The organism is Paenalcaligenes hominis, from assembly GCF_011927625.1.
Lineage (GTDB): Bacteria > Pseudomonadota > Gammaproteobacteria > Burkholderiales > Burkholderiaceae_B > Paenalcaligenes > Paenalcaligenes hominis.
Window position 1 is genome coordinate 54,565 of record NZ_JAATIZ010000005.1, and the last position, 26,710, is coordinate 81,274.

Sequence of the window (26,710 nt, forward strand, 5' to 3'; positions counted from 1 at the left end):
ATGAAAAAAAATCTACTACGTTTAGCCCTCGCTGCTTTATTTACTGTCTCCGCTGCTACCCAAGCCGCTGATTTAAAAGAAATTCGCATTGCCACCGAAGCCGGTTACCCTCCCTTCGAGTTCATTGCCCCAAATGGTGAAATCCAAGGCTTTAATATTGATATAGGCAATGAAATCTGTAAACGCCTCGAAGCCAAATGCGTTTGGATTGACCAATCTTTCGACAGTCTTATTCCGGGTCTGCAGGCACGTAAGTTTGACTTGGCCAACTCGACCATGACCGCCACGGATGCACGTCGCAAGGTGATTGATTTCACTACGCCTTTATACATTGTGGCCTCCCGTCTTGTGGCTTCTAAAGATAAAAATCTCGAGCCTACCGCCGAGTCGCTAAAAGGTTTACGCATTGGGGTACAACAAGGCACCACCATGGAAACCTATGCGCGCAAAGAGTGGGCCCCTAAAGGCGTACAAATCATTGCCTACCCCAGCTACACTAACGCGTTTACTGACTTAGCCGCTGGGCGTATTGATGCCTCATTCCAAGAAGCCCCTAACGCGGTAGACGGCTTCTTAGATAAACCCGAAGGCGCTAACTTTCACCTGACGGGTGCCGTCATCAACAACAGCCCTATTCTTAACGAACCCATTGCCATAGGTTTGCGCAAAGGCAACAAAGAGCTTAAAGCAGCTGTAGACGATGCCATCAAGGCCATGCTTGCAGACGGTACAATCCAACAATTTAGCGAAAAATACTTTCAACCGCAGACAATTGAACTACCATCTGGCCATTAAGCCCCGTATAATCAACGGATTTGCCCGCAAAACCCGCATTTAAGACGGGTTTTGTGATTTATTTAGTCTTTATCCTTCATTCTCATGTCATTAATGGGTTACGGTCCGCAACTAGTCGCGGGCACTTGGGAAACCATTAAATTAGCCATTCTGTCGTTAATTGTGGCAGTGCTATTGGGGCTAATTGCAGCCAGCGCCAAACTCTCTAAAAATCGAGTAGCGCGGTTTGTGGCTGCGCTTTACACCACGCTTATACGCGGCATTCCCGATTTAGTGCTGTTGCTGCTTATTTTCTTTAGCATGCAGCTCTATCTCAATACATTGACCGATGCGCTGCACTTACCCTATATCGATATCGAGCCTTTTTCTGCGGGTGTGCTGACCTTAGGCTTTATTTATGGTGCCTATTTTACGGAAACCTTTCGCGGCGCATTTATGGCCATTCCTGCAGGCCAAGCCGAAGCCGCCGTGGCTTATGGATTTTCGCGTTGGCAGGTTTTTAGCCGTATTCAGTTTCCTCAAATGATGCGTCATGCAATTCCTGGTTTGGGCAATAACTGGCAAGTTTTACTTAAGGCCACGGCGTTGGTGTCATTAATTGGTCTTAACGACCTTGTCAAAGTCGCGCAAAATGCAGGCAATGTGACCTTTAAGGTCTTCCTCTTCATTAGTGTGACCGGCCTGATTTATCTGGCTTTAACCACGGTATCCAATGCTGTCCTGTACCTATTGGAAAAACGTTATTCTGTGGGCGTAAAACGAGCTGAGCTATGAACACCGTTTTAGAAGAATTTTGGCAGGCCTATCTCTATAGCAACAATGGCCAGCTCTCTGGCCTAGCTGTTACCCTTTGGTTGCTGGCCTTATCCTTAGCCATTGGCTTTGTGTTATCTATTTTTATGGCAATTGGGCGTAACTCCAAGCGCGCTTATATTGCCAAGCCTATCTGGTTTTTTACTTATGTGTTTCGTGGAACACCACTGTATGTGCAAATCCTGTTTATTTACACGGGCATGTACAGCCTTGAGATCATCAAACAAACGCCTGCATTAAATGCTTTTTTTCAAAGTGGCTTTAACTGTATGGTGCTCGCTTTGGTTTTAAACAATATGGCGTACACGACGGAAATCTTTGCTGGTGCAATTCGTCAAACCCCGGCGGGCGACATTGAGGCCGCTCGAGCCTATGGGATGAAAAAAAGTGTGATGTATCGTCGTATTATACTGCCTTCGGCATTACGTCGCGCTTTGCCAGGTTATAGCAATGAAGTCATTTTAATGCTACATGCTACCTCCTTGGCTTTTACAGCTACCGTACCCGATATTTTGAAAATAGCGCGCGACGCAAACTCTGCCACCTATGAAACGTTTGCTTCGTATGGCATTGCCGCACTGATTTATCTTAGTGTTTCCTTTTTGTTTGTCGGCATTTTTCGTTTACTAGAAAAACGTCTTCTTGTTCCGTTACAGCCTACTAAAGCCCATTAATCGCTATGACCACACCTAAGCTCTCAGTACAAAATATTCATAAAAGCTATGGCGCACATCAGGTACTAAAAGGCGTCTCGTTAACGGCGGCAGCTGGAGACGTTATTTCAATTATTGGCTCTAGCGGCTCAGGCAAGAGCACGTTTTTACGCTGCATTAACTTTCTTGAGCTGCCCGATCAAGGCAAAGTACAACTGGATAACGACCAAGTGGAAGCCATTAACCACAAGGGCCAAATTAAGATTTCTGATCTTAATACCTTACGTAAAATGCGTACACGCTTAGCGATGGTGTTTCAGCACTTTAACCTATGGGGCCACATGAATGTGCTGGCTAATGTAATGGAGGCCCCCACTCAGGTTCTTAAACTCAGCCGAGCAGAAGCCCAAGATCGCGCCGAGCATTACCTAAACAAAGTCGGTTTGGCTGCTAGCACATTTAAGCAATACCCAGCTCATATGTCGGGTGGCCAACAACAACGGGTAGCGATTGCTCGTGCTTTAGCCATGGAGCCCGAGGTCATGTTGTTTGATGAACCCACTTCTGCGCTGGACCCCGAGTTAGTCGGCGATGTCTTACGAGTCATGCAACAATTAGCTGACGAAGGCCGTACGATGCTAGTCGTTACCCATGAGATGGGCTTTGCACGCAATGTCAGCAACGAGCTCATCTTCCTCCACCAAGGCGTAATTGAAGAGCAAGGAACCCCTAAAGACCTGCTCGATACCCCCACCAGCCCCCGTTTACAGCAGTTTTTATCCGGTAATTTAAAATAACCTCTTAGCTGACTTTAAGACCTACATCAAAAAACCCCGCTTTTTAAAGCGGGGTTTTTTTAGCTAGCACTTTTAACGATTAATAATCGTCGCGCGCATGTTTACGGCGCTCGTGCTCTTTGAGGTAGCGTTTACGCAAGCGAATTGATTTTGGTGTCACCTCGACCAACTCGTCGTCATCAATAAAGTCAACGGCGTACTCTAGAGTCAAACGAATAGGTGGTACTAAGTCAATGTGCTCATCTTTGCCAGAAGCGCGCACGTTCGTGAGCTTTTTCTCGCGGATTGGATTAACGACCAAATCGTTGTCGCGGCTATGAATACCGATAATCATTCCCTCGTAGACGGAATCATTAGGGCTAACAAACATACGGCCACGCTCTTGAAGTTTCCACAAAGCATAGGCCACGGCATCGCCATCGTCCTGACTAATTAACACCCCATTACGGCGCTCACCAACAGCTCCTTCACGTAAAGGGCGGTACTCGTCGTAAATGTGACTCATTAGTCCTGTACCACGAGTCAAGGTCATGAACTCACCTTGGAAACCGATTAAACCACGCGCGGGAATACGGTACTCTAGACGGGTACGCCCATTACCATCTGCCTGCATGTCTAAGAGCTCGCCACGACGACGACCTAGCTCTTCCATAATGCCACCCTGATGATTGTCTTCCACGTCAACCGTTAGCAACTCGTAGGGCTCTAACTTGACGCCGTTTTCCTCACGGATCAAAACACGAGGACGTGATACGGCTAACTCGTAACCCTCACGACGCATGTTTTCAATTAGAATCGTTAGATGTAGCTCACCACGGCCACATACTTCGAAGGTGGTGTCATCACCCGTTTCATTAACACGTAATGCGACGTTAGATTTCAGCTCTAGGTCTAACCGATCACGAATCTGACGACTCGTAACAAACTTACCTTCGCGCCCTGCTAATGGCGAGGAATTCACCATAAAATTCATGGTAAGAGTTGGCTCGTCAATGCGCAACAAAGGCAATGGCTCTACATGGTTTGGATCTGTCAAAGTACAACCAATACCAATTTCCTCGATACCATTGATCAGTACAATGTCGCCAGCTTGCGCTTCGGCAACCTGTTGACGATCTAAGCCTTTAAAGGTTTGTACTTGATTGACTCGACCCTTAATGCTTTCGCCATCTGGACCAAACTTCACGACGACTTCTTGTCCAGCACGAACGCGACCACGGTTGACTCGGCCTACACCGATCTTACCGACGTACGAGTTATAGTCCAACGAGCAAATTTGCAATTGCAAAGGGCCATCAGGATCGTCCTCACGTTGTGGCACGTGGTCTAAGATAGCTTGAAATAACGGACGCATATCGCCTTCGCGAATATCCGGACTGTCGCCGGCAAATCCGGACAAACCAGACGCATAAATAATGGGGAAATCCAACTGCTCATCGGTAGCGCCTAACTTGTCAAACAAGTCAAAGGTTTCATTCACCGCAAAGTCAGGACGCGCACCACCTCGATCGATCTTATTCACGACCACGATCGGTTTTAAACCTAGCTCTAAGGCTTTGCGGGTCACGAAGCGTGTTTGCGGCATGGGTCCTTCAACCGCATCCACCAAGAGCAGCACGCCATCCACCATAGAAAGAACGCGCTCTACCTCACCACCAAAGTCAGCGTGGCCGGGAGTATCAATAATATTGATATGAGTACCTTCAAATTCAGCCGCACAGTTTTTGGCCAAAATCGTGATACCACGTTCTTTTTCAATATCGCCCGAGTCCATCACACGATCAGACACGTGTTCATTAGTACGGAAGGTACCGGATTGTTTAAGTAATTGGTCAACCAAGGTTGTTTTACCATGGTCAACGTGGGCAATAATTGCCACATTGCGCAAGGCGCGAGTCATAGTGCTTCCTTCTTGAGATTGTCTAGCTGTAATCCATCCGGCAAATCGGCTAAAGCAATCAGCGTGGTTTCCGGTTCGGACTGGTTTTGTAAGGCCTCGAGTTCAATCGAAGTCTCTATGGAAAAAGGCCCAACTTGCGTGCGACGCAATGCGGTTAAATGCGCATAACAACCTAAAGCACGACCGATATCTTGGGCTAATGTACGAATATAAGTGCCTTTGCTGCAATGCACAAAAACACGTAATTCAGTGGGTGTAAATGAAATTAACTCTAGCTGATGAATCACCACATCACGTGGCGGGCGTTCAAGCTCTATCCCTTGACGAGCATATTCGTACAAGGGCTTCCCATCGCGTTTCAGCGCAGAGAACATAGGTGGAATTTGCTGTATGGGGCCACGAAATTGAGCTAAGGCCGCATCAACTTGGGCTTGAGTTACGCCCAAAAAGTTGTCTGCTGTGGCAACAACGGTGCCGGTTAGATCACCGGAATCCGTTTCAGAGCCTAATTGAATAGTGGCTTCGTAGGCTTTGTCTGCATCGAGCAAGAGCCCAGAAATTTTCGTTGCCTTTCCAAAACAACAAACTAATAAACCGGTTGCAAACGGGTCTAGAGTACCGGTATGACCGGCCTTGCGCGCGTCCATTGCTCGACGAGCGCGTTGCAAAGCGTGATTACTGGATAGACCTTCGGGCTTATCTAACAGCAACACGCCGTCCAACAAGCGTCCACGTCGTCGGCTTGCCATGATTGTAATTCCTACAGTTAATTGACGGCAGCCGATCAGGAGCGATCGTCAGGGTCGTCGTCAGGCTTGAGATCGGCGGCGCTAAATGGGCGATTTGCTTCCTCGATGAGCTTGCTCATCTCCATGCCACGCACTACATGATCATCATAAAAGAAACGCAAAGTCGGTACGGTATGGATATGCAGCATTTTATACAACTGCGAATGGAACCAACCTGCTTTGGTGTTAAGAATTTCCGTTGCTGTGTCGGGCTCGGCACCTAACACAGTAAAGTGAACTTTGGCGTGCGCGTAGTCAGCAGACAGGTCTACCCCTGTTAAGGTGATCAGACCTGCTTTAGACATATCAATTTCACGCTGGATAAGCTCGGCCAGATCCTTTTGGATCTGGTCGGCTAAGCGGACGTTACGCCCGCTTGCTGGTTTGGATTTATGTCTTGCCATAAAAATTATAAAGTACGGGCAATTTCTTTGATTTCGAAGATTTCAAGCTGATCGCCGACTTCGAGATCATTATTACCACGTAAGGTAATACCGCAATCAAAACCTTGACGTACTTCACGTACATCGTCTTTGAAGCGACGTAGGGATTCAAGATGGCCAGTCCAGATGACCACGTTGTCACGTAACAAACGAACCTGCGAGTCACGTTTGACGATGCCTTCAGTAACCATACAACCGGCAACCTTACCGATGCGAGAAATATGGTAGACCTCGCGGATTTCAACCATACCAATGACTTCTTCGCGCTCTTCGGGAGTCAACATGCCAGACAAGGCAGCTTTAACTTCATCTACCGCATCGTAAATGACGTTGTAGTAACGAATATCAATACCGTTAAGTTCTGCCTGTTTACGCGCTGTGGCTTCAGCTCGCACGTTAAAGCCTAGAATCACTGCATTCGACGCAATAGCTAGGTTGACGTCGCTTTCAGAGATACCCCCTACTGCCGCGTGTACCACTTGAACCTTGACTTCGTCAGTGGCAAGTTTCAACAAGGAGCTAACCAAAGCCTCTTGGGAACCTTGAACGTCCGTTTTAATAATAAGCGACAACACTTTGGCTTCTTCGCCGGCATTCTCGAATAAAGATTCAAGACGCGCTGCCTGTTGACGGGCGAGTTTGACGTCGCGGAACTTACCTTGACGGAACAGGGCAATTTCGCGTGCTTTACGCTCGTCGGCCATCGCGATGAGCTCGTCACCAGCTGCAGGAACCTCGGTTAAACCTTGAATTTCCACAGGAATGGATGGACCGGCTTCGGCCAAATTTTTCCCTGTTTCATTTGTCATAGCACGAACGCGACCAAAGCTAGCCCCTACCAACACGGTGTCGCCGCGATGTAAGGTACCACTTTGAACCAAGATGGTTGCTACAGGGCCACGACCGCGATCTAAACGGGCTTCGATTACTGTACCACGGGCTGGTGTGTTAACCGGTGCAGTAAGTTCAAGCATTTCAGCTTGAAGCAAGACGTTTTCGAGAAGCTCATCAATGCCTTCGCCTGTACGTGCAGAAACCGGTACAAACGGTACATCACCGCCGTATTCTTCGGGGATGACCTCTTCGGCCACGAGTTCTTGTTTAACGCGCTCGGGGTTACCTTCAGGTTTATCAATTTTGGTGACGGCAACCACTAGTGGCACCCCTGCAGCACGAGCATGGTGAATGGCTTCACGGGTTTGTGGCATCACGCCATCATCAGAAGCAACCACTAAAATCACCACGTCAGTGGACTTCGTTCCACGGGCACGCATGGCGGTAAAGGCTTCGTGACCGGGAGTATCCAAAAATGTGATCGTGCCGCGATCTGTTTTAACGTTGTAAGCACCAATGTGCTGAGTAATACCACCGGCTTCGCCAGCTGCAATCTTGGCACGACGAATATGGTCAAGTAAAGAGGTTTTACCGTGGTCAACGTGCCCCATGACGGTGACAACAGGAGCACGACTTTCTTCTTCAACCTCGCCCACAAAAGCGTCTTCGAGGAAGGACTCGGGGTCATCCAGTTTCGCTAGGATGGCCTTGTGACCCATTTCTTCGACCAGAATCATCGCAGTTTCTTGGTCAAGGACTTGGTTGATCGTGACCATCTGGCCAAGTTTCATCAAGTGCTTGATGACTTCGGTGGCCTTGATAGACATTTTGTGTGCCAAGTCAGCCACAGTGATGGTCTCTGGCACGGCAATTTCGCGAGAAATAAACTCGGGTTGCTGAGGCTGCTGTTGACGCTGCTCGTCTTCGCGACCACGACGACCACGACGGCCACCGCGTGATGACGCGCGCCAGGATTCCTTTCCTGCCGCCGCTGCCGCAACATCTGCCTTGGATGTTTTACGACGGTTATCCGTCCATGCGCTGTCTGCCGCCGCTTTAGCGGGTTTAACGACTTTTTTAACCTCTGGTGCTTTGCTTTCTTTTTTGCTGCTCGTTTTCGTCGCTTTTTTATTTTCTTTTTCAGGCTCTGCAGCACGCAGCACTTTGCGAGGACGATTTAGCATTTCACTAATCGCTGCGGCCTCTTCGGCGGCAGCGCGTCGTGCACGCTCGCGTTCACGCTCGGCGGCGGGATCCGCAGATGCCTCGGAAATCGGGTGACGATCTGCTGCCGGCGCAACGGTCTTGGTTGCTGGGCGAGGTTTATTAGATGCTGCACCACGACCCTTGGATTGATCGTTACGTGCAGGGCTTGGTTTTTTAGGGGAGGATTTTTTATCTTCGACCACGTTATCCTGTTTCTTCGTCTGTTCTGCCACGGCAGGCTTTACCTCATCAGCCTTTTCCACAGAATCAGGCTGTTTGTTAACTGGAGTCTGTTTGGCTTCGGGCGTAGGCTCTGGCGTTGAAGCGGGAGCGGAAGGCGTCACAGACTGCTCGATTGGTGCGGCACCCTGCTCGGCCTGAGGCTCGGCGGGTGATGGTATAGCGGGAGATTCCGCTTTAGGTGCGGTTTCCTCTTGAGCTACTTGAGTTGAAGTAGTCTCTGGTTTAGGAGCATCTTTAGGTGCGGCTACAGGAGCCGGGGAAACGGCGACAGGCTGAGGCGCCTTGACCGCTTCTTCGTTGGACTGAGTCGATGCTTTTGCTGCGTTTGCAACCACGGCAGCTTGCTCCTGTGCTTTGTCAGCCTCTGCCAATAACTCAGTAGTATCACGTTTTACAAAAACACGTCGCTTGCGTGTTTCTACAGGGATAGTGCGCGAACGACCCGAGCCGTCGGCTTGGCGTATCTCTGATGTTTTACGGCGCGTTAGGGTAATTTTATCGCCCCGCACCGACTCCATCAATTTAGCCTTATCTGCTGCAGTGATGACATCGTTTACCGATTTTACCTGAACCCCTGCACTACGCAGTTGCTCTAACAACGTTTCAGCGGGTGTTTTTAGCTCTTTGGCGAACTGTTCAACTGTGTTACTCGGCATTCGACTCTCTCTATAACGACTTATTCTAATAAATATGACCCTAATCGCCGCCCATAAAGGCGGCGCATAAGCATGAATCGCTTACTCATCGAACCAGTGGGCTCGGGCACGCATGATCATGGCACTTGCCTCTGCGTTGTCTAAGCCAGCTATTTCAGCGAGTTCGTCTGTAGCAAGCTCTGCTAGATCATCGAGGGTTAGCACCCCTTTTTCTGCTAAACTTGCCAAAATATCAGGAGTCATTCCTTCTAGTTCTTGTAAGGACTGCGCGACGGATTGCACTAATTCCTCTTTAGCAATCGCATCTGACAACAGCACATTACGAGCACGGGTGCGCAATGCATTAACGAGCTCTTCGTCAAACTCGTCAATATCCAGTAGCTCTTGAAGAGGAACATAAGCGACCTCTTCGAGACCCGTAAAGCCTTCGTCAACCAATACCTCTGCAATGGATTCATCAACATCTAAACGCTGAATGAAAAGATTGAGTATCTCGGAGCGTTCTTCAGCCTGACGATTTTGATTTTCCTCGGGCGTCATGATGTTGATTTGCCAGCCTGTTAGCTCTGAAGCCAAGCGGACGTTTTGTCCGCGAGAACCAATCGCTTTAGGTAGGTTTTCTTCATCTACCACCACATCCATAGCATGTTTATCTTCGTCAACCAAGATGGACTGTACGTTAGCAGGTGCTAGCGCGCCGATCACGAACTCGGCGGGATCTTCGGACCATAAAACAATATCTACTTGTTCGCCGCCCAGTTCATTGCGTACAGCGGTAACACGTGAGCCACGCATCCCGACACACGTGCCGATAGGATCAATACGTTGATCATAGGCGATCACTGCTATTTTAGCGCGAACACCCGCATCACGAGCAGCGGCTTTAATTTCTAATAAGCCTTGCTCGATCTCGGGCACCTCGTTTTCAAAGAGCTCACGGATGAACTCTGGTGCAGTGCGTGATAAAAAGACTTGCTGACCACGTGCAGCACGATCGACGCGTTGGACCCAAGCACGAACCCGATCGCCCATACGGATGTTTTCCTTGGGAATCATCTCGCTACGGGGCAAACGGGCTTCGATCTTGCCCATTTCAATGATGGCATCGCCTTTGTCAATACGCTTTACCGTACCTGAGACAATGGTTTCGCCACGATCTAAAAAGTCGTTTAGCATTTGCTCGCGTTCAGCATCGCGAATGCGCTGCAAAATGGCTTGCTTTGCGGCTTGGGCACCGATACGACCAAACTCGATTGATTCGAGCGGCTCTTCGATGTAATCGCCGACCTCAATTTCAGGTGCGTACTCGAGTGCATCGGAATACATTTCCTGTTTATCTGGCTCTTGGAGGCCGGCTTCGTCTGGCACAACCAACCAACGGCGGTAACTCTCGTATTCGCCGGTGTTACGGTCTATGTCTACGCGAATGTCCACATCTTCTTCGAAGCGTCTTTTCATGGCTGATGCCAATGCCCCTTCGAGGGCTCCAAATACGACTTCTGGCTCTACGCCTTTTTCACGCGCCAGTGCATCGACTAGCAAAAGAATTTCGCGACTCATCGCTTTCTACCCTTGAAATCAAGAATGGGATCCAATTTAGCTCGATCAACATCATCAAAACAGAAAGTTAAATCGAGTACGTCTCCCGAAGACTGTTCTAGCTCTAACACAAATTCGGTATCGGCTGTGGCCTGGGAGGGCTCTAAACCCTCGGGCGCATACAGCACACCGCGAAATACCTTTTGGTTGTTTACAGGCTCGAATAAACGCAGTTCTATACGAGCGCCTGCAAAGCGGACAAAATCAGCCAAACGCTTTAACGGACGGTCTACGCCAGGAGACGTTACCTCGAGACGGTTGTAGTCAACGTTTTCGACTTCGAAAACACGCGACAGCTGTTTAGAGACCTGTTCACAGTGGTCAATAGTAATACCACCTGGATGATCAATAACAACCCGTAACAAGCCTTTGGGGGCACGCTCTACATCGACGAGCTCTATGTCGGTACCCAGTAGGCTTTCTTGAGTTAGTGCAAAAATATCTGTCATAAAATCCAAAAAAAATGGGCTGTATGCCAGCCCACTGCTACTGTATAGCGTTAATACGCTATCAGTTCATTGCTAAACGATGCTCTAAAGAGCGTCACGATCTTTTATTTACGATGATACCTAAGATATTCATTTACAAAAAGACCGTATTAAGCCCTATATTCTAACAGAAAAATAAAACTTTTCTTGGTAGATTATAAGGCTACGTCATTAAGCAGTGAGCAAGTCGGCGTTTACACAACACTCGACTTATATAGCCAGTTCAATTTAGGTTTAGCGGCCACGACGGCCTACACGACCTAGCTTTGATTCGTGAGCACCCGCACCGGGTTGACGCTCGTCACGACGCCCACCACTACTACGTGTGGTACGACGCGCTTCGGTGCCTGCTTTACGCTCGGCAAAACGACGTTGCCCGGAACTTGCTGGAGCAGAACGTTGATTACCTCGTTGGGTGCGACTGGAACGCCCTGCGTCAGGATGGCCATTAGCCAAACCACCGCTAACCAACAACCCCGTCCCTGCGGCCTCGCCAACTAACAACGGCTGCCCTAGGCCAGAACTTTGGCGAGGAATACGACGCGCTGGACGTTCTGGACGCTCAAACCCTGGAGGCATCGCGCTATCGTGAGACAACGGCTGCTGAGAACGACGTGCGCCACGCTGGCGCCCTTCGTTGACTGAACCATCTGTACGCAGTAGCCCTAAGCGCACCATTAACGCAGTCACCATCTCAGGGGAAAGCTCTTCCCAGCGACCACGACGTAAGTTGCGCGGCAACACCACTTCGCCAAAGCGTGTACGAATCAATCGGCTGACGGTTAAACCGACGGCTTCGAACATACGTCGAACTTCGCGATTACGGCCTTCAGAAATGGTAACGCGATACCAGCGATTGCTGCCTTCGCCACCCACGAACTCGATAGAGCCAAATTGAGCCACGCCGTCATCAAGCTCGACGCCGGTTTTTAATAGATCCATTTGCTCGGGGGTAAGCTCGCCCAGTACGCGCACGGCGTATTCTCGTTCAGCACCAAAACGTGGGTGCATAAAACGATGCGCCATGTCTCCGGAGGTGGTGAAAATTAATAAGCCTTCAGTATTTAAGTCTAGACGCCCTACAGAGAGCCATTTACCCACTTTAATTTTAGGCAAACGCGAAAAAACCGTTTCTCGCTTGCCTGGGTCGTCATGACTCACAATTTCGCCTGCTGGCTTGTGATAGAGAATAATACGAGGTGGTTTATCGGCATTAGGACGTTTAATAATGCGCCCATTAACTCGCACCACGTCTTCTGTCGCTACACGCTGGCCAATATAAGCCGGCTCACCATTTACAGACACCCGTCCAGAAACGATAAGCTCTTCCATTTCTCGGCGAGAGCCCACGCCTGCATCAGCTAAGACCTTGTGTAATTTAGGTTTGACTGCATCAGAACTAAGAAAGCGCCCTAAACGTTGCGCAGTAGGCTCGGCATTTTCTAAAAAGGATAAGCCCAAATCGGAATCATCAGTTTGGCGAATGGGACGTGGCTTTTTGGGATGAGCGCGCTGTCTTCGATTGACAGGAGCCACCGCCTTTTCGGTCTCAACCTGTGGTTGATAGGGTGCGTTGCTGGTGCTTTTACGTGTTTTTTGTTCTTGTACGGCATCACCGCGACGACGCCTAAAAGGGGTGCGCAGTTTGCGCCCTTTGCCTTTCGATGCAGAGGTCGAAGCACCCACCGCCCCGTCGGCAGCTGGCTGTGTGGTATCAGTCATTGGACTAAAAAACTCCTTGAATATTATTTATCTTCGCTATCAACGCCCGAATCAGAAGGAGCATAATCACTATGGTCTTTTTGCGAATCTGATAGGGCTTTTTGAATAACATCAATCTCTTGTGGTGAGTCTAAAGCTGGTAAGTCCTGAATGGAGCGTAATGACAAGTCATCTAAGAATTGTTTTGTTGTCCCAAACAATGCGGGCTTGCCGGGCGCATCGCGATAACCGAGCACCTCTATCCAGCCACGATCTTCTAAAGTTCGAATAATTTGGGTCGATACCCCTACACCGCGTATGTCCTCAATGTCGCCGCGTGTTACGGGCTGACGCCAAGCAATAATAGCGAGAGTTTCAAGTGTAGCGCGAGAGTATCGGGCAGGCTTTTCGTTTTGCAAACGCAATAAATAAGGTTGGATATCGGCGCGATTTTGAAAGCGCCACCCGCTTGCAACATGGACTAGTTCTAAGCCACGATCCTGCCAAATTTGCTGTAAACCAGCCAAGTGATCTTTTATTATATCCGCAGATAGCTCAAAAGGCTCGAAAGCTCTGCGCAACTGTTGTATAGATAACGGTTGCCTTGAACATAATAATACCGCTTCTAGTATGCGCTGTACGTCATTTTCCTTCATTTTTATACTTTTTCCCAGTGCGCCTTGCTATTTATTTTTACATAGGCTATTATATCAAATCTGACGCGGGATGGAGCAGCATGGTAGCTCGTCGGGCTCATAACCCGAAGGTCGTCAGTTCAAATCTGGCTCCCGCAACCAAATTTAGAAAGCCCCAAACAATGTATGTTGTTTGGGGCTTTTTTTTTAGACAACCCTTTTATAACCATAATGCTAGGGCAGTGGCCAATAATTAGAGGTTAACCACTATCTTCTAAGCATATCTACTTATTTGCGCTTAGTTTTATTTGTTTCAGAATAGAACGAATTTGTTCAATATTTTAGATCTACGACTTTAGTTGTAGGCTTGACTCAACTCAAGTCAAGCTATTCTAAACTACTATGATTTGTAGATTTATCGCTACAATATTAACGCTACATATAAGAGAGCCTTAAAATTACCAACCTTATTAAGGCATCCAAACCCAAAAGGAGATCCCTCATGATTAAGCTTACAGCTAAGGCAATGGTAGTAGCCTTAACGTTTGGTATTGCGGGTCTAGCTCACGCTGACAACCCCATTACTATTAAATTTTCACACGTAGTGGCCGAGCACACCCCTAAAGGGCAAGGTGCATTGCTATTTAAAAAGCTAGCCGAAGAGCGTTTACCTGGCAAAGTTAAAGTAGAGGTATATCCGAACTCTTCCCTATTTGGCGATGGCAAAGAAATGGAAGCCTTGCTTTTAGGTGACGTACAAATTATTGCGCCATCTTTAGCCAAGTTCGAACACTACTCCAAGCCTATCCAGATTTTTGACTTGCCTTTCTTGTTCGATGATATGGCAGCCCTTGATCGTTTCCAAAAAGGTGAAACAGGCCAAGAGCTCCTCACGTCCATGGAAGACAAAGGCATTACCGGTTTAGGTTACTGGCATAACGGGTTAAAACAGCTTTCAGCCAATAAAAAGCTGATTGATCCCAAAGATGCACGCGGCCTAAAATTCCGTGTTCAGGCCTCTGCTGTACTTGACGAGCAGTTCAAAGCGCTACGTGCTATTCCCCGCAAAATGAGCTTCTCCGAGGTCTACCAAGGCCTACAAACCGGCGTAGTGAACGGTGCAGAAAACCCGTACTCCAACATCTACTCACAAAAGATGAACGAGGTACAAAAATACATCACCGAATCCAACCACGGCGTATTGGATTACATGGTCATTACCAACACCAAATTCTGGAATGGTCTACCTGACGATGTACGCACCACCCTCTCTGAAGTCATGGATGAAGTGACGGTCGAGGTAAATAAACACGCTGCTGAGCTAAACGAGCGCGATAAACAATCTATTATCGACTCTGGCACCACCGAAGTGCTTTATCTCACCCCCGAGCAACGTGAAAAGTGGCGCGATGCCATGCGTCCAGTTTGGAAAAAGTTTGAAGATGAAATTGGCGCCGAGCGCATCAAAGCAGCCGAAGCAGCTAACAAACAATAACTCTTCACAGCCTATTTTTCTTAGCTAACCTAACTCAACGCAGCATTCGCTGCGTTGGGTTTATTACCGACTTCTTATGTTTTTCCCTCTGTCACCGAAAGCACCTGGAGCCTCATCATGAAGATGCTCGAAACTCTCTGGAATCGCTTCGAGGAAGGCTTTATCGTTTTTCTCTTAACGGTAATGACCTTAGTCACATTTGTATATGTGCTATTAAATAACTTTTACGCTGTTTTTTATTATTTTGGTGGCTTATTTGAGAGCAGTGCGACTGTCTCAGATTTCTTTTACTCTATCGGTGACCACTTACTCGATATGGCCCAGGCCATGACATGGAGTAACGCTATCACCAAAGCTACCTTTGCTTGGTTGATTTTCTTTGGTATTGCCTACGGCGTACGTATAGGCGGCCATATTGGCGTTGACGCCCTTGTCAAACTCGCTCGCACTAAAACCCAACGCGTCATTGCTCTAATTGCTTGCTTAGCCTGTCTAGGTTATGCCGGCCTCTTGACATATGGCAGCTTTGAGTGGTTTCACACTCTTATGCAAGCCCACATTGGCGCTGATGACCTGGGTCAATATGGCGTAAAGCAATGGCATATTGCAATTATTGTTCCCTTTGGCTTTGCCATGGTATTTATTCGCTACCTAGAAATTTTGTACCGTATTGTCTTTAAAGAACAGCTCGGTCTAGGCCTAATGGATGAGGCTGCAGACGCCGCCAAACTAACAGCAAACGACTAAGGCCTCGACATGACTATTTTATTTTTATTCGTCTCGCTGTTTGTTTTAATGTTCATGGGCATTCCCGTGGCGATTTCTTTGGGCTTGGCTGGGTCTACCACGATCATGCTCTTTAGCCCGGACACAGTGCGCTCTTTGGCCATTAAACTCTTTGAGACTAGCGAACACTACACATTACTCGCTATTCCTTTTTTCTTGCTTGCTGGCTCATTCATGACCACAGGCGGCGTAGCACGTCGTTTAATTGATTTTGCTAATGCCTGCGTAGGCCACATACGTGGTGGCTTAGCGATTGGTTCAGTGCTAGCGTGTATGCTTTTTGCTGCCCTGTCTGGCTCTAGCCCAGCTACTGTTGCCGCAGTCGGCTCCATTGCTATTGCCGGCATGGTGCGCTCGGGCTACCCTCAGGCTTTTGCCGCAGGTATTGTCACCAACGCGGGTACCCTAGGGATCCTCATCCCTCCTTCCGTGGTCATGGTGGTGTACGCTGCAGCAACCGAAACCTCGTTAGGCAATCTATTTATGGCAGGGGTAGTGCCAGGCTTGCTGCTCGGTTTAATCCTGATGGCAGTTATCTACATTATTGCCGTTAAACGCAACTTGCCAGCGATGCCTCGGGTCACATTACGCGAATGGTTTGCTGCTGCACGTCGTGCCATCTGGGGCTTATTGCTTATTTTTATCATCCTGGGCGGTATTTACTCAGGCATGTTTACCCCAACCGAAGCCGCTGCGGTCGCTGCGGTGTATTCTGCGTTTATTGCGTTATTTGTCTACAAAGACATGACCATTCGCGAAGCACCCAAAGTGGTTTTAGAGTCAGCCAAACTCAGCATTATGCTGATGTTTATTATTGCCAATGCCATGTTGTTTGCTCATGTTCTCACGACAGAGCAAATTCCACAGCAAATCACGGCATGGGTGACAGAAGCCGGCCTCCAGCCTTGGATGTTCTTGATTGTAGTAAACCTGGTGTTACTGGTAGCGGGTGCTTTTATGGAGCCCTCTGCTATTATCTTGATCTTGGCACCTATTTTGTTCCCCATTGCCATGGAGCTAGGTATTGATCCTATCCACTTCGGTATTATTATGGTGGTGAACATGGAAATTGGTTTGATCACACCTCCGGTTGGGTTAAACCTATTTGTGACCTCAGCCATCACAGGGATGCCTATTGGGCAAGTCATACGTGCTGCCCTGCCGTGGCTCAGTCTATTATTGCTGTTCCTGGTTATTGTGACCTACGTTCCCGTTGTCTCGTTGGGTCTACCCACCTTGCTCGGTATGTAAATGCTTCGTCTTGCGCAGCCCTTAACGGCTACGTCACACAGCAAAGCCTCAAGCCATTGTGCTTGGGGCTTTTTTCTTAACAATAAACGTTAATGCTATTAAATAAGCGGTACCGGAGCCTGCCATTGAGTTAGCAACCCGTTTATTTAGACTACCCCAAATAAATAGTTGCTTTTTTTATTTACTTAACCTATACTTATATTTCTGACGCGGGATGGAGCAGCATGGTAGCTCGTCGGGCTCATAACCCGAAGGTCGTCAGTTCAAATCTGGCTCCCGCAACCAAATTTAGAAAAGCCCCAAGCAATGTATGTTGCTTGGGGCTTTTTTTATGTGTCACTCGATTTGAGGCGTAGTATCTGCCTTATTAAAAGAAAAAGACAGCCCCTCTTATTTTACCTGTATAGTGACGGCATCAAGCACCGTATTGGAATCGGGTCGTAGCAGTTCAATCCGATGTTGACCCGGCTCTAGAGCCCAGGCATAGGTAGATTGCTTAGTTACGGTCGTACCATTAATACGCCATGCCACCGCTTGCGTTGCGGCCAAATCCGAATTCAATGCAATACGCTGCTGGTTTAACGGAATATCAGGGTCTATGGCATAGGTAGCTCGATCAATGGGATGAGTAATACGCCCTTTGTTTAAACCGGCGCTGACTAACTGCACACGCTCACGCTCTGTACCCGCTACAAAGCACTCCTGCCGCGCCGATTCCTTATGATCAATAAACGTGACACGAGTGCATACCACGCCGCCCGGCAAGGGCGGCTTTAAACTAGCAGAGGCAGCTGTTAAAAACTGCATTAATTCTTGCCAGATCGGAGCAGCGCCGCTTACCCCGGAAATCGCGCCCCGCATTGCGGAGCCATCGGTGTTGCCCACCCACACTCCGACGGTATAGTCTGCAGAAAAACCGATGGTCCAATTGTCACGCATGTCTTTAGAGGTACCGGTTTTTACCGCTGACCAAAAAGGCGTCTGCAATACGCTGCTTAAGCCAAACGTCAGCGCTCGCGCCGTATTATCAGACAACATATCTTGCACAAGCCACGTAGCTGCAGCAGGCATTAATGATGTAGCGGATGCCGTACAGGCTGCTTGAACACACGGCACACTGTAATGACCTAAGTTGGCTAGGCTTCTATAGGCATTGGTCAATTCCCATAAGCTGACCTCTACGCCCCCAAGCGCCAAGCCTAAACCATAATAGTCGGCCGCATAGGGCAACTCAAACCCCAGCTGTTTTAAATACATCTGAAAGTCTTCGATACCAACTTGTGATAAGAGACGCACAGCAGGGATATTTAACGAGCTGGCCAGCGCTACCCGTGCAGAGACCCATCCCATAAATTGCTCATCGTAATTTTGGGGCACATACATGCCATAAGGGGTACTAAACTGAGCCGGCGTGTCGGCTAATAGCGAGGCGGGTGTAATCCGCTGCTGCGCAAGCGCTAGCTGATATAAAAAAGGCTTTAAGGTTGAGCCGGCTTGTCGTTTGGCTTGGACATGATCAAAGTCCACAGCCAGTGACTCGGTACTGCTGCCTACGTAAGCAAGCACTTGACCTGTTGTATTGTGCAATACCAAAACGGCGGCATCAGTGGCATGATGCGCTTTTAAATCCACTAAATGGCGCTGCATAAGCCGTTGAGCCTCGTGTTGTATGGTTTGATCCAAGCTACTGCGTAATGATGAGCTTAACAACCCGTTGCGCTGAATAAACCGCGCCGCATGGGGAGCACTGTTTGGGTTACCCCAGGCCGGTTGCGCTAAACGCTTTAAAGCCTGCATCCCAGGCCCGTATTGCGCCCTGCAGTCGGCTTCTGGAGCCACACTACGCCACAACACACAACTACGCTGCAGTAGCTGCTCGGGCCGGGCATTGGGACTAGGCAACATGGCTATCGCTAACGCGGCCTCGGGCAAGGACAAGGCGACGGCATGTTTTTGCCAGACCACGCGCGCTAAGGCGTTAATACCAATTAACTCGCCCCGAAACGGTGCCAGGTTCAAATACGCCTCAAGAACCTGTGACTTAGACCATTCTTTTTCGAGTTGGCGAGCGAGCTGAGCCTGTTGCCATTTTGCTTTCCAACTACGTCGCCCTGCCGTTCGTTTAGGCCCTATGTCCAACAGGTCCACTAATTGCATACTAAGGGTGGAGGTACCACGCAACGGTTTACCCCATAGAGCGGCCCAAGTGCTTCCCGCCACCGCGTACCAATCTACGCCGCTGTGCGTATAGAAACGCCGGTCTTCTGCTTGCAATACCAGGCTCAGTACAGCGGGGGAAATGGCCTCTAAATCAAGCCATTCCCCTTGGCGACGATGCCAATCAATTCGCTGTGTTTGCAGTAAGCGCCCCTGTTTATCATGTAATAAAAAATCCGAATGCGGCGACTGCTGCTTGACTTGAGCAAAAGTAGGAATGACTGCCGGCTGTACATTGAGGCCAGCACTAATCCCCACCATGATGATTAGTGTTACACACCCACTTTTAAGGAGCCGAATGAACATGCATGGCCTCTACAGGCAATTGTGCTTGGACACTGGCATCGTAGAGCGCCTCGACGGTGGTGGGCGGCAAGTCAAACTGCCCTGCCGTATTTAGGCGTACACGGTACCGCAATACCGACGTGCCAGCTGGCAAGAACTCGATATAGGCCCTGTAACCTGTAAACAATCGCTCTACATAGCTAGGGTGGATTTCATTATCAGTCTCGGCATTATATTGATCTATGACCATAGCTCCAGCGGGAATGGCATCGTTTATCACTGCCCAAACGCTGCTATGTTCTGCTTGAATACGCAACGTCACCTCATAGCTATCCCCCACCTGCCACTGCCCTGCCTGAGCTTGCTCTACGGCGGTGACCTGTCGCTCGATGGTATAGCCATCAAACACAGGCTGGCTAACAGGCACAGCAGCCTCGGCTCGCAACTGAACCCATGCGGCTGCCTCATCGGATGGTGCCACTTGCACGATATGTACCGGCCCGTTTTGCTGCCATTCCCACTGGGTCTCAAAGGGAACCGAGGCTTGTACAGGGGCTTGGTTTGCGACGGTGTATTCTATTTGAGTTGGCATTGAGGCAGGCGCATTGACCTTTTCTAATGCTAATAATGCCCAACTGTTCTCGGTGGTTGTACCCCACCGACCTTGCTGCTGCTGAGCCAGCAACCCATGCACTAAGGCCGGTACATACGGCTGCCACTCAGGACGATCTGCTACGGCCAAAAGCAGTCGAGCTTGGTTGGTAACAGGGCTGACCATTAAAGCTGGCATACTGTTTAAGGGGTTATCCGCACTAAACTGCCATGCTGTTCCCCGTCTTACTAAGCGTTCCTGCAGCGCTTGCTCGATTTGATCGCGCTGTTCAGCATTTATCACGATGCGCAACCCATCAATAAGCGCTGATGTTGGCCAATGCTTGGGCGCTAAGGCAACGCTATCTAAGCGCTCAGCAGGCACATTACCGTAATGAGAGACGGCATCAAGGGCAGCCAAATAAAAAGCCACTTGTTCTATGGCATCGGTGCGCGGTTGATCACGGCGCCCTTGAATGTAGTCATGTAGGCCTTCTTGTAACCGCTGCGCTATGCCTGATGGCAGCTTGAGGTTATCGGGTGCGTACGCGCTAAGACTTAACACATACGCCGTTAACCCAGCACTGCCTGACAAATACGGGCTAGGGAAATAACGTAAAAGTTGGTTCTTATCAAGGTAACTGGGCAGTTCATGCATTAATGCTTGCCAGCGTTCGGCATCGTGTAAGGCGACAAATTTAGAGGCTTGCTGTTCGAAACACGTATAGGCATATTGCTCAAACCACGCTGTAACGGCGCTTTGATCACCCAGTTGATTATGCACAGCAAGGGTCAGTTGCCCTAAGGGGCGATCGTCGTACGACAAGGCTCCTGTAGGCAAACTAAATGCCAGGGTTTGAGGTTGATCGGCTACCAAGCGACGCCAATCTGCATAGAGCGTGGTAACGGGTACATGCGCTTGCCACTGTTGGGTAAATTGCACCGCATCCACGACCGTATCCGTTGCCGTATTCATAGCACGCACGGTCCACTGCAGCACGCCCTCGTTCAGCCCTAACTGCAATGGCATCGTTACGGTTCCGGTGAAACGTTGGCTAGACTGAGCAGGAATTTGCTGTGAACCCAAAGACAAAGTCAGCACCGATTTACCATCTATGCTTGCTTCAGCCTCTACAGCGATGGTGACTGCGTTGCTTTCCCGGTTACGGACGCTAAACACCGCTTCATAGGCATCCCCTGTACGCACCACAGCAGGTAACCCCGACATGATTTGTATCGGCTGATGCGTTTGGATTTGCGTTTTTGCTACCCCAAATTGGCTTCCTGCGTAATCCGCTAAGGCAACGAGTTCAAACTGCGTAATACTATGATTTAACGGTACATCAACCACTGCACGGCCTTGCTCATCTAGCACGACCTCGGGAAGCCAAACTAATAAGCTATCTAAAATTTCACGTGTCGGTGCACCACCGCCACCCCCACCTGCAGCAACTGCCTTACGGCCGTAATGCCGACGACCGATTACCTCTGATTGCATGGTAGCAGTGCGTATCCCATATCCAACAGGTGGGTACATGGCATCAAGTAAATCCCAGCTTGAGTTTTCCATTAGCTCTAACAAGGCTTGGTCTACACCCACGACCAAGACCGAAGCCTGTGCTGCAGGCTGACTATCAGCCAAGGTCGCTTGAAGCTGCAATTGAGCCGTTTCACCCACCTGATAAACCGATTGGTGTGGCGTTAATTGCACATTTAAGGTGTGGGCTTTATTGGCTACGGCCAATTGTGCAATGCCATATCTAAAACTGGGCTTGGCTAGATCAATGGAATGAGTTGGAGCCGGTGCAACCTCTTTATTGGCTTGATACGCTTTATACCAATCTATAGGGGAACGCCATCCGCCATCTAAAAAGCTTTGCCATGTGGCTGGGTACACACGACCTCGTAAAGCCAATACCGATACGTACACATTCGGCCCCCAGTCGTCGCGCACCGTTAAGTCAAAAAAAGGCTGCTCTCGTGTTAATGTCACGACCTCAGTATGCAAAATGCGATCTTGTTCCACAGCAATTAGAGCGGTTGCTTGGGCAAAGGGTATAGCGGCATGAAAGCGGACAGTTTGCCCTGGTTCAACGTTTTTCTGATCAGCAAGCACATCCATTCGATCATGATTTGCTCCGGCAGTGGCTTGGGCTTCGCCCCCTAGCCATAAGGAAGTCTCTGTGGTGTAGGTTTGACCGTGTTTATCTTTGCTATGACTATGCAGCATGATTTGCCCACCATCGGGTATGTGAATCTCGCACTGCCATGTTCCCTTGGCATCGGTTTGCGTCTGACATACCGTGCCTACCTCCTCGAGCTGCTCAACACTGTCATAACGGTAAAACCCACCCACCATACGCTGGCGTGTGGTGTAGTAATGCTGTTTTTGTGCGCTCAACTCTACTTTTTGTTCAGAAACAGGTTGCCCTTCAGGAGTGAGTACCACCCCTTTGATAGTAGCGCGATCGCCTTGCTCCCAATACGAGTGCTGAACGCCCACGACCACCTGAGCAGGCCAAAGCGTCTGGCGCTGCTGCACACTCTGTATTTGGCCGCTAGGGTCCATAAAACTGGCCTCGACCACTAGATCTTGAACAGAGGCAGAAGGCACCAAAGTAATAGGTAACTGCGCGGCACCCTGCTGATCTAGCTGCAGAGCGGTTTTATCTACCACCACATGCGGTCGAGTGAGCTCGGTAGAGGCCGTATGAAATTGATACTCGTCATACTCTGCAAAATACGGGGTGCTGTTTTGAGTTAAGGCGGTGATATTTACGGGTAGCTCAGCGGCTACCCCACCAGAAATATAGTTAAACTGCATATCAACCAAAGCACGTTTTGCTGCCACAAGCGCTCCACCTTGTTCGGTGGTGGCATTGAGCTTGCCAGTTAAATAAGGTCGCTTGAAGGCCTCGATGTAGAAGCTGGCGCTGTGTGTGTCGCGCTGCGCACCCTGCAGCCACACCTCGTACTGCCCTAAGGTCATGTTTTTGGCTAGCTCTAGCGTACTCAGAGCGTACCAGCCCCCGCTGGGACTACGTTGCCACTGCAAGGGCTGTGTGATTTCATCGCCGCTTCCGGCATGACGTATGACGACTTGGTTGATGGCCTGATTGAGCTCTTGCTCGGCAGGTGCTTGACCACGCCAATAATGTTTTAAATGAACGGTTTCGCCGGCTAAATATAAAGGCCTATCTGTAACAGTATGCAGAATTTCAGATGGCTCTGCGCCGTAAAAGTAAGGCAAATTAAAACGCCATGTTTCTATGCCTTGGTCGGCATGACTGAGCACAAAACTGCGATCATCGCCTTCTGTAGCGACAATAAATAGACCGCTCAAGCCGGTGTCAGAGCAATAGGTGTCCTCGAAAGGTTGCTCACGTAGCCATTTACCCTGCGCGTCAGTCACGCCACTAGCGACTTCAACCCCATCACAACGTAATACATTAATTTTGGCATTCGCCACTGGCTGTGCGGTATCCAGAGTACTTACCCAAACCAGTAATTGATCCTGAGCCAGTTTGCTATGCACAGCTAGATTAGTAACCAATGCAGCCGTATTGACATACATCGTCGCTGCGTCATTGTGGTAGGTGTTTCCTAGCGGAGCAGACTGGGCTTCAAGCACATGCAAACCTGTCCCCTCTAGCGACACACCAATAAGTTCAATCGCTTGATCCGTACTAAGTGGGGCAGCCGGTAACTGTAACGACTGCTTGCCCGTTGATTGAGGCGCTGTAGTAAAGAGAGATTTGTCGCTAGCATGGTGGTTTTTCACACGCACATACCAATCAAACATGTCTTTGGGTGCGGTCAAACGCAGCTGCTGTACCGTTCCTGCGGACTCTGCCGCTGAATCATGCCCCCCATGCGCATCAACACCTCGTATTGCCAAAGGGAGCAACGCTGGGTTGTCAGCAGAATGCTCTAATACGCCAATGCCTTCATGGGGGAATTTTAATAAGGGGGGAAACGGAGCCGTTATGACAGGCGCTTGAAAAAACTGAGGGTTAGCTAAAGAGCGACCCGCGTCATCTTTTAATTGAGCCCATTTGGCGGGAAGCTGCCAACGTAACTGCGTTTGCCCAAGCTTAGGGGCCTCAAACCTGACGCTCTCAACAAAGGTATCCGTAGCGGGCGAGGCGTCTGAGTCCATTATCTGGGGCAGTCGTTGATTATCTGGCGTGAGCAATTGCAATTGCTGGACTAAGGCGGCAGCTACCGGTGCAGAAAAATGCACCGCTATAGGGCGTAACGGGTTACAGTCGGCGGTACTTTTTGTTTTTTCGCACACGAGTTGCGCTCGCAGCGGACTACGTACAGTAAAAGCCAAACCCTCTTGGTCATCAACAAAGGCTTTAGGGACTCTATTACGATGCTGGCGGTCCTGTAAATGAATACGTACTGTAGACCCAGCGGCCAAGCGCTGTGCACACGTTACTACCGCAAATTGATTCGCTGTCTCTGGGGTGTAATCGTAGCTGTGTTCAGTTAGTACAGTTTGTGCCGCTAAAGGCTCTACCGCCACAAGAGGAATTTGTTCGCCTAAGGCACTACTTTGGCAATAGCTATAAGGCAAAACGTCTTGTAATTGTATATCTTGATTAAAACGCAGAATAAAAGCTTGATCTTCGGCAATATCACCATAGCCGGCCTGAACCGACTCGAGCATAGGCACATCTACAGCCCACGCTGCACTGGCACCTAACCCAATGACTGTCGCCACACAGCCAGCACGCAGCTTTGCTGATAATGATGTGATTCGCATCAACGCCCTCTGTATTTGTCTTGTTAGCATTAGGCATTAACATACCTCATTTTGCTTAGCTCTAATACAAATACAGGCCCCTCCATTCATAAAAACGTGCTATGAAGTGGGTAATAGGCTCGTGTCAACATCATGCGCTTAGGTACAGGTTAGATACGGATAGCTTAATGATTGTGGTTTGGCGATGAGCCAAAGGTGCGCAAATAAAGTTGCTCTACCTCGGCACGAGCCCAAGGTGTACGTCGTAAAAAGTACAAAGACGATTTAAGAGATGGCTCGTATTTAAAACAATTAATGTTGACATGTTGTGCCAACCCGTCCCACCCATAATGCTGGTGCAAAGCAGTAAGCAACTGACTTAAAGTAAGGCCATGTAAAGGATTATTGGGCTGGGTAGACATAGACAATACAGTCACTTTATTCTTTTTTCTTTGGAGGGGTAGCTACAGGGAATGGAAAAGCATTAAACATAGAAAATGTCTGCCCTTGCATTTGATCTTGCATTTGCACAAATATATTTTTACTTTGCTCGATATAGCTATTCATCACGTTTTGCAACACAGGGGCCTGACCAGCCATAAATTGTGTCCAGGCCTCTGGACCCAGTTGTGCATCATACAGCCCTTTAGACTGCTCAGCCATGCTTTCTTGGATTTCAATAAAAGCCTGAATGTTTTTTTCTATGTACGTGCCCATTAAACCCTGCATCGTGCTGCCATAAAACCGAATGATATGAGCTAATGCGTTCGCAGAAAACATAGGGACGTCTCCGGCTTCTTCTTCGAGAATAATTTGTAAAAGCACACTTCGGGTGAGGTCCTCGTTGGATTTTGCATCCACTACTTGCACGACCTCGTGACCCAGTATCAGTTGCTTGACATCCGCCAAGGTGATGTAAGCGCTTGTTTGCGTATCGTATAAACGTCGGTTGGGGTATTTTTTAATTAGTCGTACAGAGTCGGGTGTGTTGTTTGTATTTGTCATAATTAAAAATTAGTAGTGATCGAAGTGAGCAGTGACTGGGGTTAGCTCATGTGCAAGCCACCGTTTAATGAGAAGTCGGCTCCTGTAGCAAAAGCGGCTTGATCTGAGGCCAGCCATGCCACCATGGAAGCAATTTCGTCGGGCTCGCCCAGACGGCGCACAGGGATCGTAGCGATGATTTTTTCCAGTACGTCCTCGCGAATGGCTCGTACCATGTCAGTCCCAATATAACCTGGGGATACGGTGTTTACGGTCACGCCTTTAGCGGCTAGCTCTTGAGCGAGGGCTTTGGTAAACCCATGCATGCCTGCTTTGGCAGTGGCATAATTCGTTTGACCAAATTGGCCTTTTTGACCATTGACCGAACCAATATTAATAATACGCCCCCACCCTTTCTGAACCATATCGTCAATAACCTGTTTAGTGACATTAAACAGACTATTTAAGTTCGTGTCCATGACGTCGCGCCATTCCTGGGCAGACATACGAGCAAACTGGCGGTCTCGTGTAATGCCCGCATTATTGACAAGTATATCGACCCCACCCAGCTGATCGCGAATACGTTGGAATGCCGTCTCAGCAGAATCCCAATCGGTCACGTCAATTGAGGACGCATGAAACTGATAACCCTGTGCAGACTGCTGATTTAGCCATGACTCGGGGTCTCGTGAAGGACTACACCCTGCCACGACAGTATAGCCCTCGTCGGCTAACCGCTGGCAAATGGCTGTCCCTATCCCCCCCATGCCACCTGTAACATAAGCAATTTTTACAGACAT

Annotated in this window: 20 protein-coding genes and 2 tRNA genes; 9 read left to right on the forward strand and 13 right to left on the reverse strand. The window is 49.0% G+C overall.

Annotation, left to right across the window (positions count from 1 at the left end):
- The 4 genes from GGR41_RS11845 to GGR41_RS11860 all read left to right on the forward strand — a co-directional run bounded on the left by GGR41_RS11845 (window position 1) and on the right by GGR41_RS11860 (window position 3,058).
- A complete protein-coding gene (locus GGR41_RS11845) occupies window positions 1-795 on the forward strand; it encodes a transporter substrate-binding domain-containing protein (protein ID WP_167662066.1) in 795 nt (264 codons plus the stop codon).
- A gap of 84 nt (window positions 796-879) precedes the next feature.
- Entirely contained in the window at window positions 880-1,569 is a 690-nt protein-coding gene (locus tag GGR41_RS11850; RefSeq protein ID WP_167662068.1) for an ABC transporter permease, read from the forward strand.
- Window positions 1,566-2,282: a histidine ABC transporter permease HisM gene (gene hisM, locus GGR41_RS11855; RefSeq protein WP_077734820.1), complete on the forward strand. Its 717-nt coding sequence runs from the start codon at window positions 1,566-1,568 to the stop codon at window positions 2,280-2,282. Before GGR41_RS11850 ends, hisM begins: the two co-directional genes overlap by 4 nt.
- A 5-nt stretch (window positions 2,283-2,287) precedes the next feature.
- Window positions 2,288-3,058, forward strand: coding sequence for an ABC transporter ATP-binding protein (locus GGR41_RS11860; RefSeq protein WP_167662070.1), 771 nt, complete (start codon window positions 2,288-2,290; stop codon window positions 3,056-3,058).
- A gap of 79 nt (window positions 3,059-3,137) precedes the next feature.
- On the opposite strand, the gene typA is transcribed toward GGR41_RS11860, so the two are convergent.
- From typA to scpB, 8 genes are all read right to left on the reverse strand, one after another.
- Entirely contained in the window at window positions 3,138-4,958 is a 1,821-nt protein-coding gene (gene typA, locus GGR41_RS11865; RefSeq protein WP_167662072.1) for a translational GTPase TypA, read from the reverse strand.
- Window positions 4,955-5,707, reverse strand: a complete 753-nt coding sequence (gene truB, locus GGR41_RS11870) for a tRNA pseudouridine(55) synthase TruB (protein WP_167662074.1) — start codon at window positions 5,705-5,707, stop codon at window positions 4,955-4,957. Before truB ends, typA begins: the two co-directional genes overlap by 4 nt.
- A gap of 35 nt (window positions 5,708-5,742) precedes the next feature.
- Window positions 5,743-6,150: a 30S ribosome-binding factor RbfA gene (gene rbfA, locus GGR41_RS11875; protein ID WP_167662076.1), complete on the reverse strand. Its 408-nt coding sequence runs from the start codon at window positions 6,148-6,150 to the stop codon at window positions 5,743-5,745.
- Window positions 6,151-6,155: 5 nt separating this feature from the next.
- Window positions 6,156-9,128 (reverse strand): translation initiation factor IF-2, encoded by a 2,973-nt coding sequence (gene infB, locus GGR41_RS11880; RefSeq protein ID WP_167662078.1) that lies wholly within the window; start codon window positions 9,126-9,128, stop codon window positions 6,156-6,158.
- 81 nt (window positions 9,129-9,209) lie between these two features.
- Entirely contained in the window at window positions 9,210-10,688 is a 1,479-nt protein-coding gene (gene nusA, locus GGR41_RS11885; protein ID WP_167662080.1) for a transcription termination factor NusA, read from the reverse strand.
- A complete protein-coding gene (gene rimP / locus GGR41_RS11890; RefSeq protein ID WP_167662082.1) occupies window positions 10,685-11,176 on the reverse strand; it encodes a ribosome maturation factor RimP in 492 nt (163 codons plus the stop codon). Before rimP ends, nusA begins: the two co-directional genes overlap by 4 nt.
- Window positions 11,177-11,449: 273 nt before the next feature.
- Window positions 11,450-12,937: a pseudouridine synthase gene (locus GGR41_RS11895; protein WP_167662084.1), complete on the reverse strand. Its 1,488-nt coding sequence runs from the start codon at window positions 12,935-12,937 to the stop codon at window positions 11,450-11,452.
- Between the two features lie 23 nt (window positions 12,938-12,960).
- The gene (gene scpB / locus GGR41_RS11900; protein ID WP_077734815.1) at window positions 12,961-13,572 is read right to left on the reverse strand and encodes an SMC-Scp complex subunit ScpB; all 612 of its coding nucleotides are present in this window, start codon (window positions 13,570-13,572) and stop codon (window positions 12,961-12,963) included.
- 64 nt (window positions 13,573-13,636) lie between these two features.
- Here scpB and GGR41_RS11905 point away from each other — a divergent pair.
- From GGR41_RS11905 to GGR41_RS11925, 5 genes are all read left to right on the forward strand, one after another.
- Window positions 13,637-13,713, forward strand: a tRNA-Met gene (locus GGR41_RS11905).
- Between the two features lie 340 nt (window positions 13,714-14,053).
- Window positions 14,054-15,046, forward strand: a complete 993-nt coding sequence (locus GGR41_RS11910; protein ID WP_077734814.1) for a TRAP transporter substrate-binding protein — start codon at window positions 14,054-14,056, stop codon at window positions 15,044-15,046.
- A 117-nt stretch (window positions 15,047-15,163) separates the two neighbouring features.
- Window positions 15,164-15,793, forward strand: coding sequence for a TRAP transporter small permease (locus GGR41_RS11915; protein ID WP_167662086.1), 630 nt, complete (start codon window positions 15,164-15,166; stop codon window positions 15,791-15,793).
- Between the two features lie 9 nt (window positions 15,794-15,802).
- Complete coding sequence (gene dctM / locus GGR41_RS11920; RefSeq protein ID WP_167662088.1) at window positions 15,803-17,083, forward strand: C4-dicarboxylate TRAP transporter large permease protein DctM; 1,281 nt, start codon at window positions 15,803-15,805, stop codon at window positions 17,081-17,083.
- Between the two features lie 208 nt (window positions 17,084-17,291).
- Window positions 17,292-17,368 (forward strand) — tRNA-Met (locus tag GGR41_RS11925).
- A 105-nt stretch (window positions 17,369-17,473) separates the two neighbouring features.
- On the opposite strand, the gene pbpC is transcribed toward GGR41_RS11925, so the two are convergent.
- The 5 genes from pbpC to phbB form a co-directional block, all read right to left on the reverse strand.
- A complete protein-coding gene (pbpC, locus tag GGR41_RS11930; RefSeq protein WP_167662090.1) occupies window positions 17,474-19,606 on the reverse strand; it encodes a penicillin-binding protein 1C in 2,133 nt (710 codons plus the stop codon).
- Entirely contained in the window at window positions 19,587-24,947 is a 5,361-nt protein-coding gene (locus GGR41_RS11935) for an alpha-2-macroglobulin family protein (protein WP_167662092.1), read from the reverse strand. Before GGR41_RS11935 ends, pbpC begins: the two co-directional genes overlap by 20 nt.
- Before the next feature lie 164 nt (window positions 24,948-25,111).
- On the reverse strand, window positions 25,112-25,348 hold the full coding sequence (locus GGR41_RS11940) for a VF530 family protein (RefSeq protein ID WP_167662094.1): 237 nt from the start codon (window positions 25,346-25,348) through the stop codon (window positions 25,112-25,114).
- 16 nt (window positions 25,349-25,364) lie between these two features.
- Window positions 25,365-25,931: a polyhydroxyalkanoate synthesis repressor PhaR gene (gene phaR, locus GGR41_RS11945; RefSeq protein ID WP_167662096.1), complete on the reverse strand. Its 567-nt coding sequence runs from the start codon at window positions 25,929-25,931 to the stop codon at window positions 25,365-25,367.
- Window positions 25,932-25,972: 41 nt separating this feature from the next.
- The gene (phbB, locus tag GGR41_RS11950; RefSeq protein WP_167662098.1) at window positions 25,973-26,710 is read right to left on the reverse strand and encodes a beta-ketoacyl-ACP reductase; all 738 of its coding nucleotides are present in this window, start codon (window positions 26,708-26,710) and stop codon (window positions 25,973-25,975) included.

Coding starts and splice junctions, on each gene's coding strand:
- GGR41_RS11845 (WP_167662066.1), top strand. CDS start 1: ATGAAAAAAAATCTACTACGTTTAGCCCTCGCTGCTTTATTTACTGTC.
- GGR41_RS11850 (WP_167662068.1), top strand. CDS start 880: ATGTCATTAATGGGTTACGGTCCGCAACTAGTCGCGGGCACTTGGGAA.
- hisM (WP_077734820.1), top strand. CDS start 1,566: ATGAACACCGTTTTAGAAGAATTTTGGCAGGCCTATCTCTATAGCAAC.
- GGR41_RS11860 (WP_167662070.1), top strand. CDS start 2,288: ATGACCACACCTAAGCTCTCAGTACAAAATATTCATAAAAGCTATGGC.
- typA (WP_167662072.1), bottom strand. CDS start 4,958: ATGACTCGCGCCTTGCGCAATGTGGCAATTATTGCCCACGTTGACCAT.
- truB (WP_167662074.1), bottom strand. CDS start 5,707: ATGGCAAGCCGACGACGTGGACGCTTGTTGGACGGCGTGTTGCTGTTA.
- rbfA (WP_167662076.1), bottom strand. CDS start 6,150: ATGGCAAGACATAAATCCAAACCAGCAAGCGGGCGTAACGTCCGCTTA.
- infB (WP_167662078.1), bottom strand. CDS start 9,128: ATGCCGAGTAACACAGTTGAACAGTTCGCCAAAGAGCTAAAAACACCC.
- nusA (WP_167662080.1), bottom strand. CDS start 10,688: ATGAGTCGCGAAATTCTTTTGCTAGTCGATGCACTGGCGCGTGAAAAA.
- rimP (WP_167662082.1), bottom strand. CDS start 11,176: ATGACAGATATTTTTGCACTAACTCAAGAAAGCCTACTGGGTACCGAC.
- GGR41_RS11895 (WP_167662084.1), bottom strand. CDS start 12,937: ATGACTGATACCACACAGCCAGCTGCCGACGGGGCGGTGGGTGCTTCG.
- scpB (WP_077734815.1), bottom strand. CDS start 13,572: ATGAAGGAAAATGACGTACAGCGCATACTAGAAGCGGTATTATTATGT.
- GGR41_RS11910 (WP_077734814.1), top strand. CDS start 14,054: ATGATTAAGCTTACAGCTAAGGCAATGGTAGTAGCCTTAACGTTTGGT.
- GGR41_RS11915 (WP_167662086.1), top strand. CDS start 15,164: ATGAAGATGCTCGAAACTCTCTGGAATCGCTTCGAGGAAGGCTTTATC.
- dctM (WP_167662088.1), top strand. CDS start 15,803: ATGACTATTTTATTTTTATTCGTCTCGCTGTTTGTTTTAATGTTCATG.
- pbpC (WP_167662090.1), bottom strand. CDS start 19,606: ATGTTCATTCGGCTCCTTAAAAGTGGGTGTGTAACACTAATCATCATG.
- GGR41_RS11935 (WP_167662092.1), bottom strand. CDS start 24,947: ATGCGAATCACATCATTATCAGCAAAGCTGCGTGCTGGCTGTGTGGCG.
- GGR41_RS11940 (WP_167662094.1), bottom strand. CDS start 25,348: ATGTCTACCCAGCCCAATAATCCTTTACATGGCCTTACTTTAAGTCAG.
- phaR (WP_167662096.1), bottom strand. CDS start 25,931: ATGACAAATACAAACAACACACCCGACTCTGTACGACTAATTAAAAAA.
- phbB (WP_167662098.1), bottom strand. CDS start 26,710: ATGTCTGTAAAAATTGCTTATGTTACAGGTGGCATGGGGGGGATAGGG.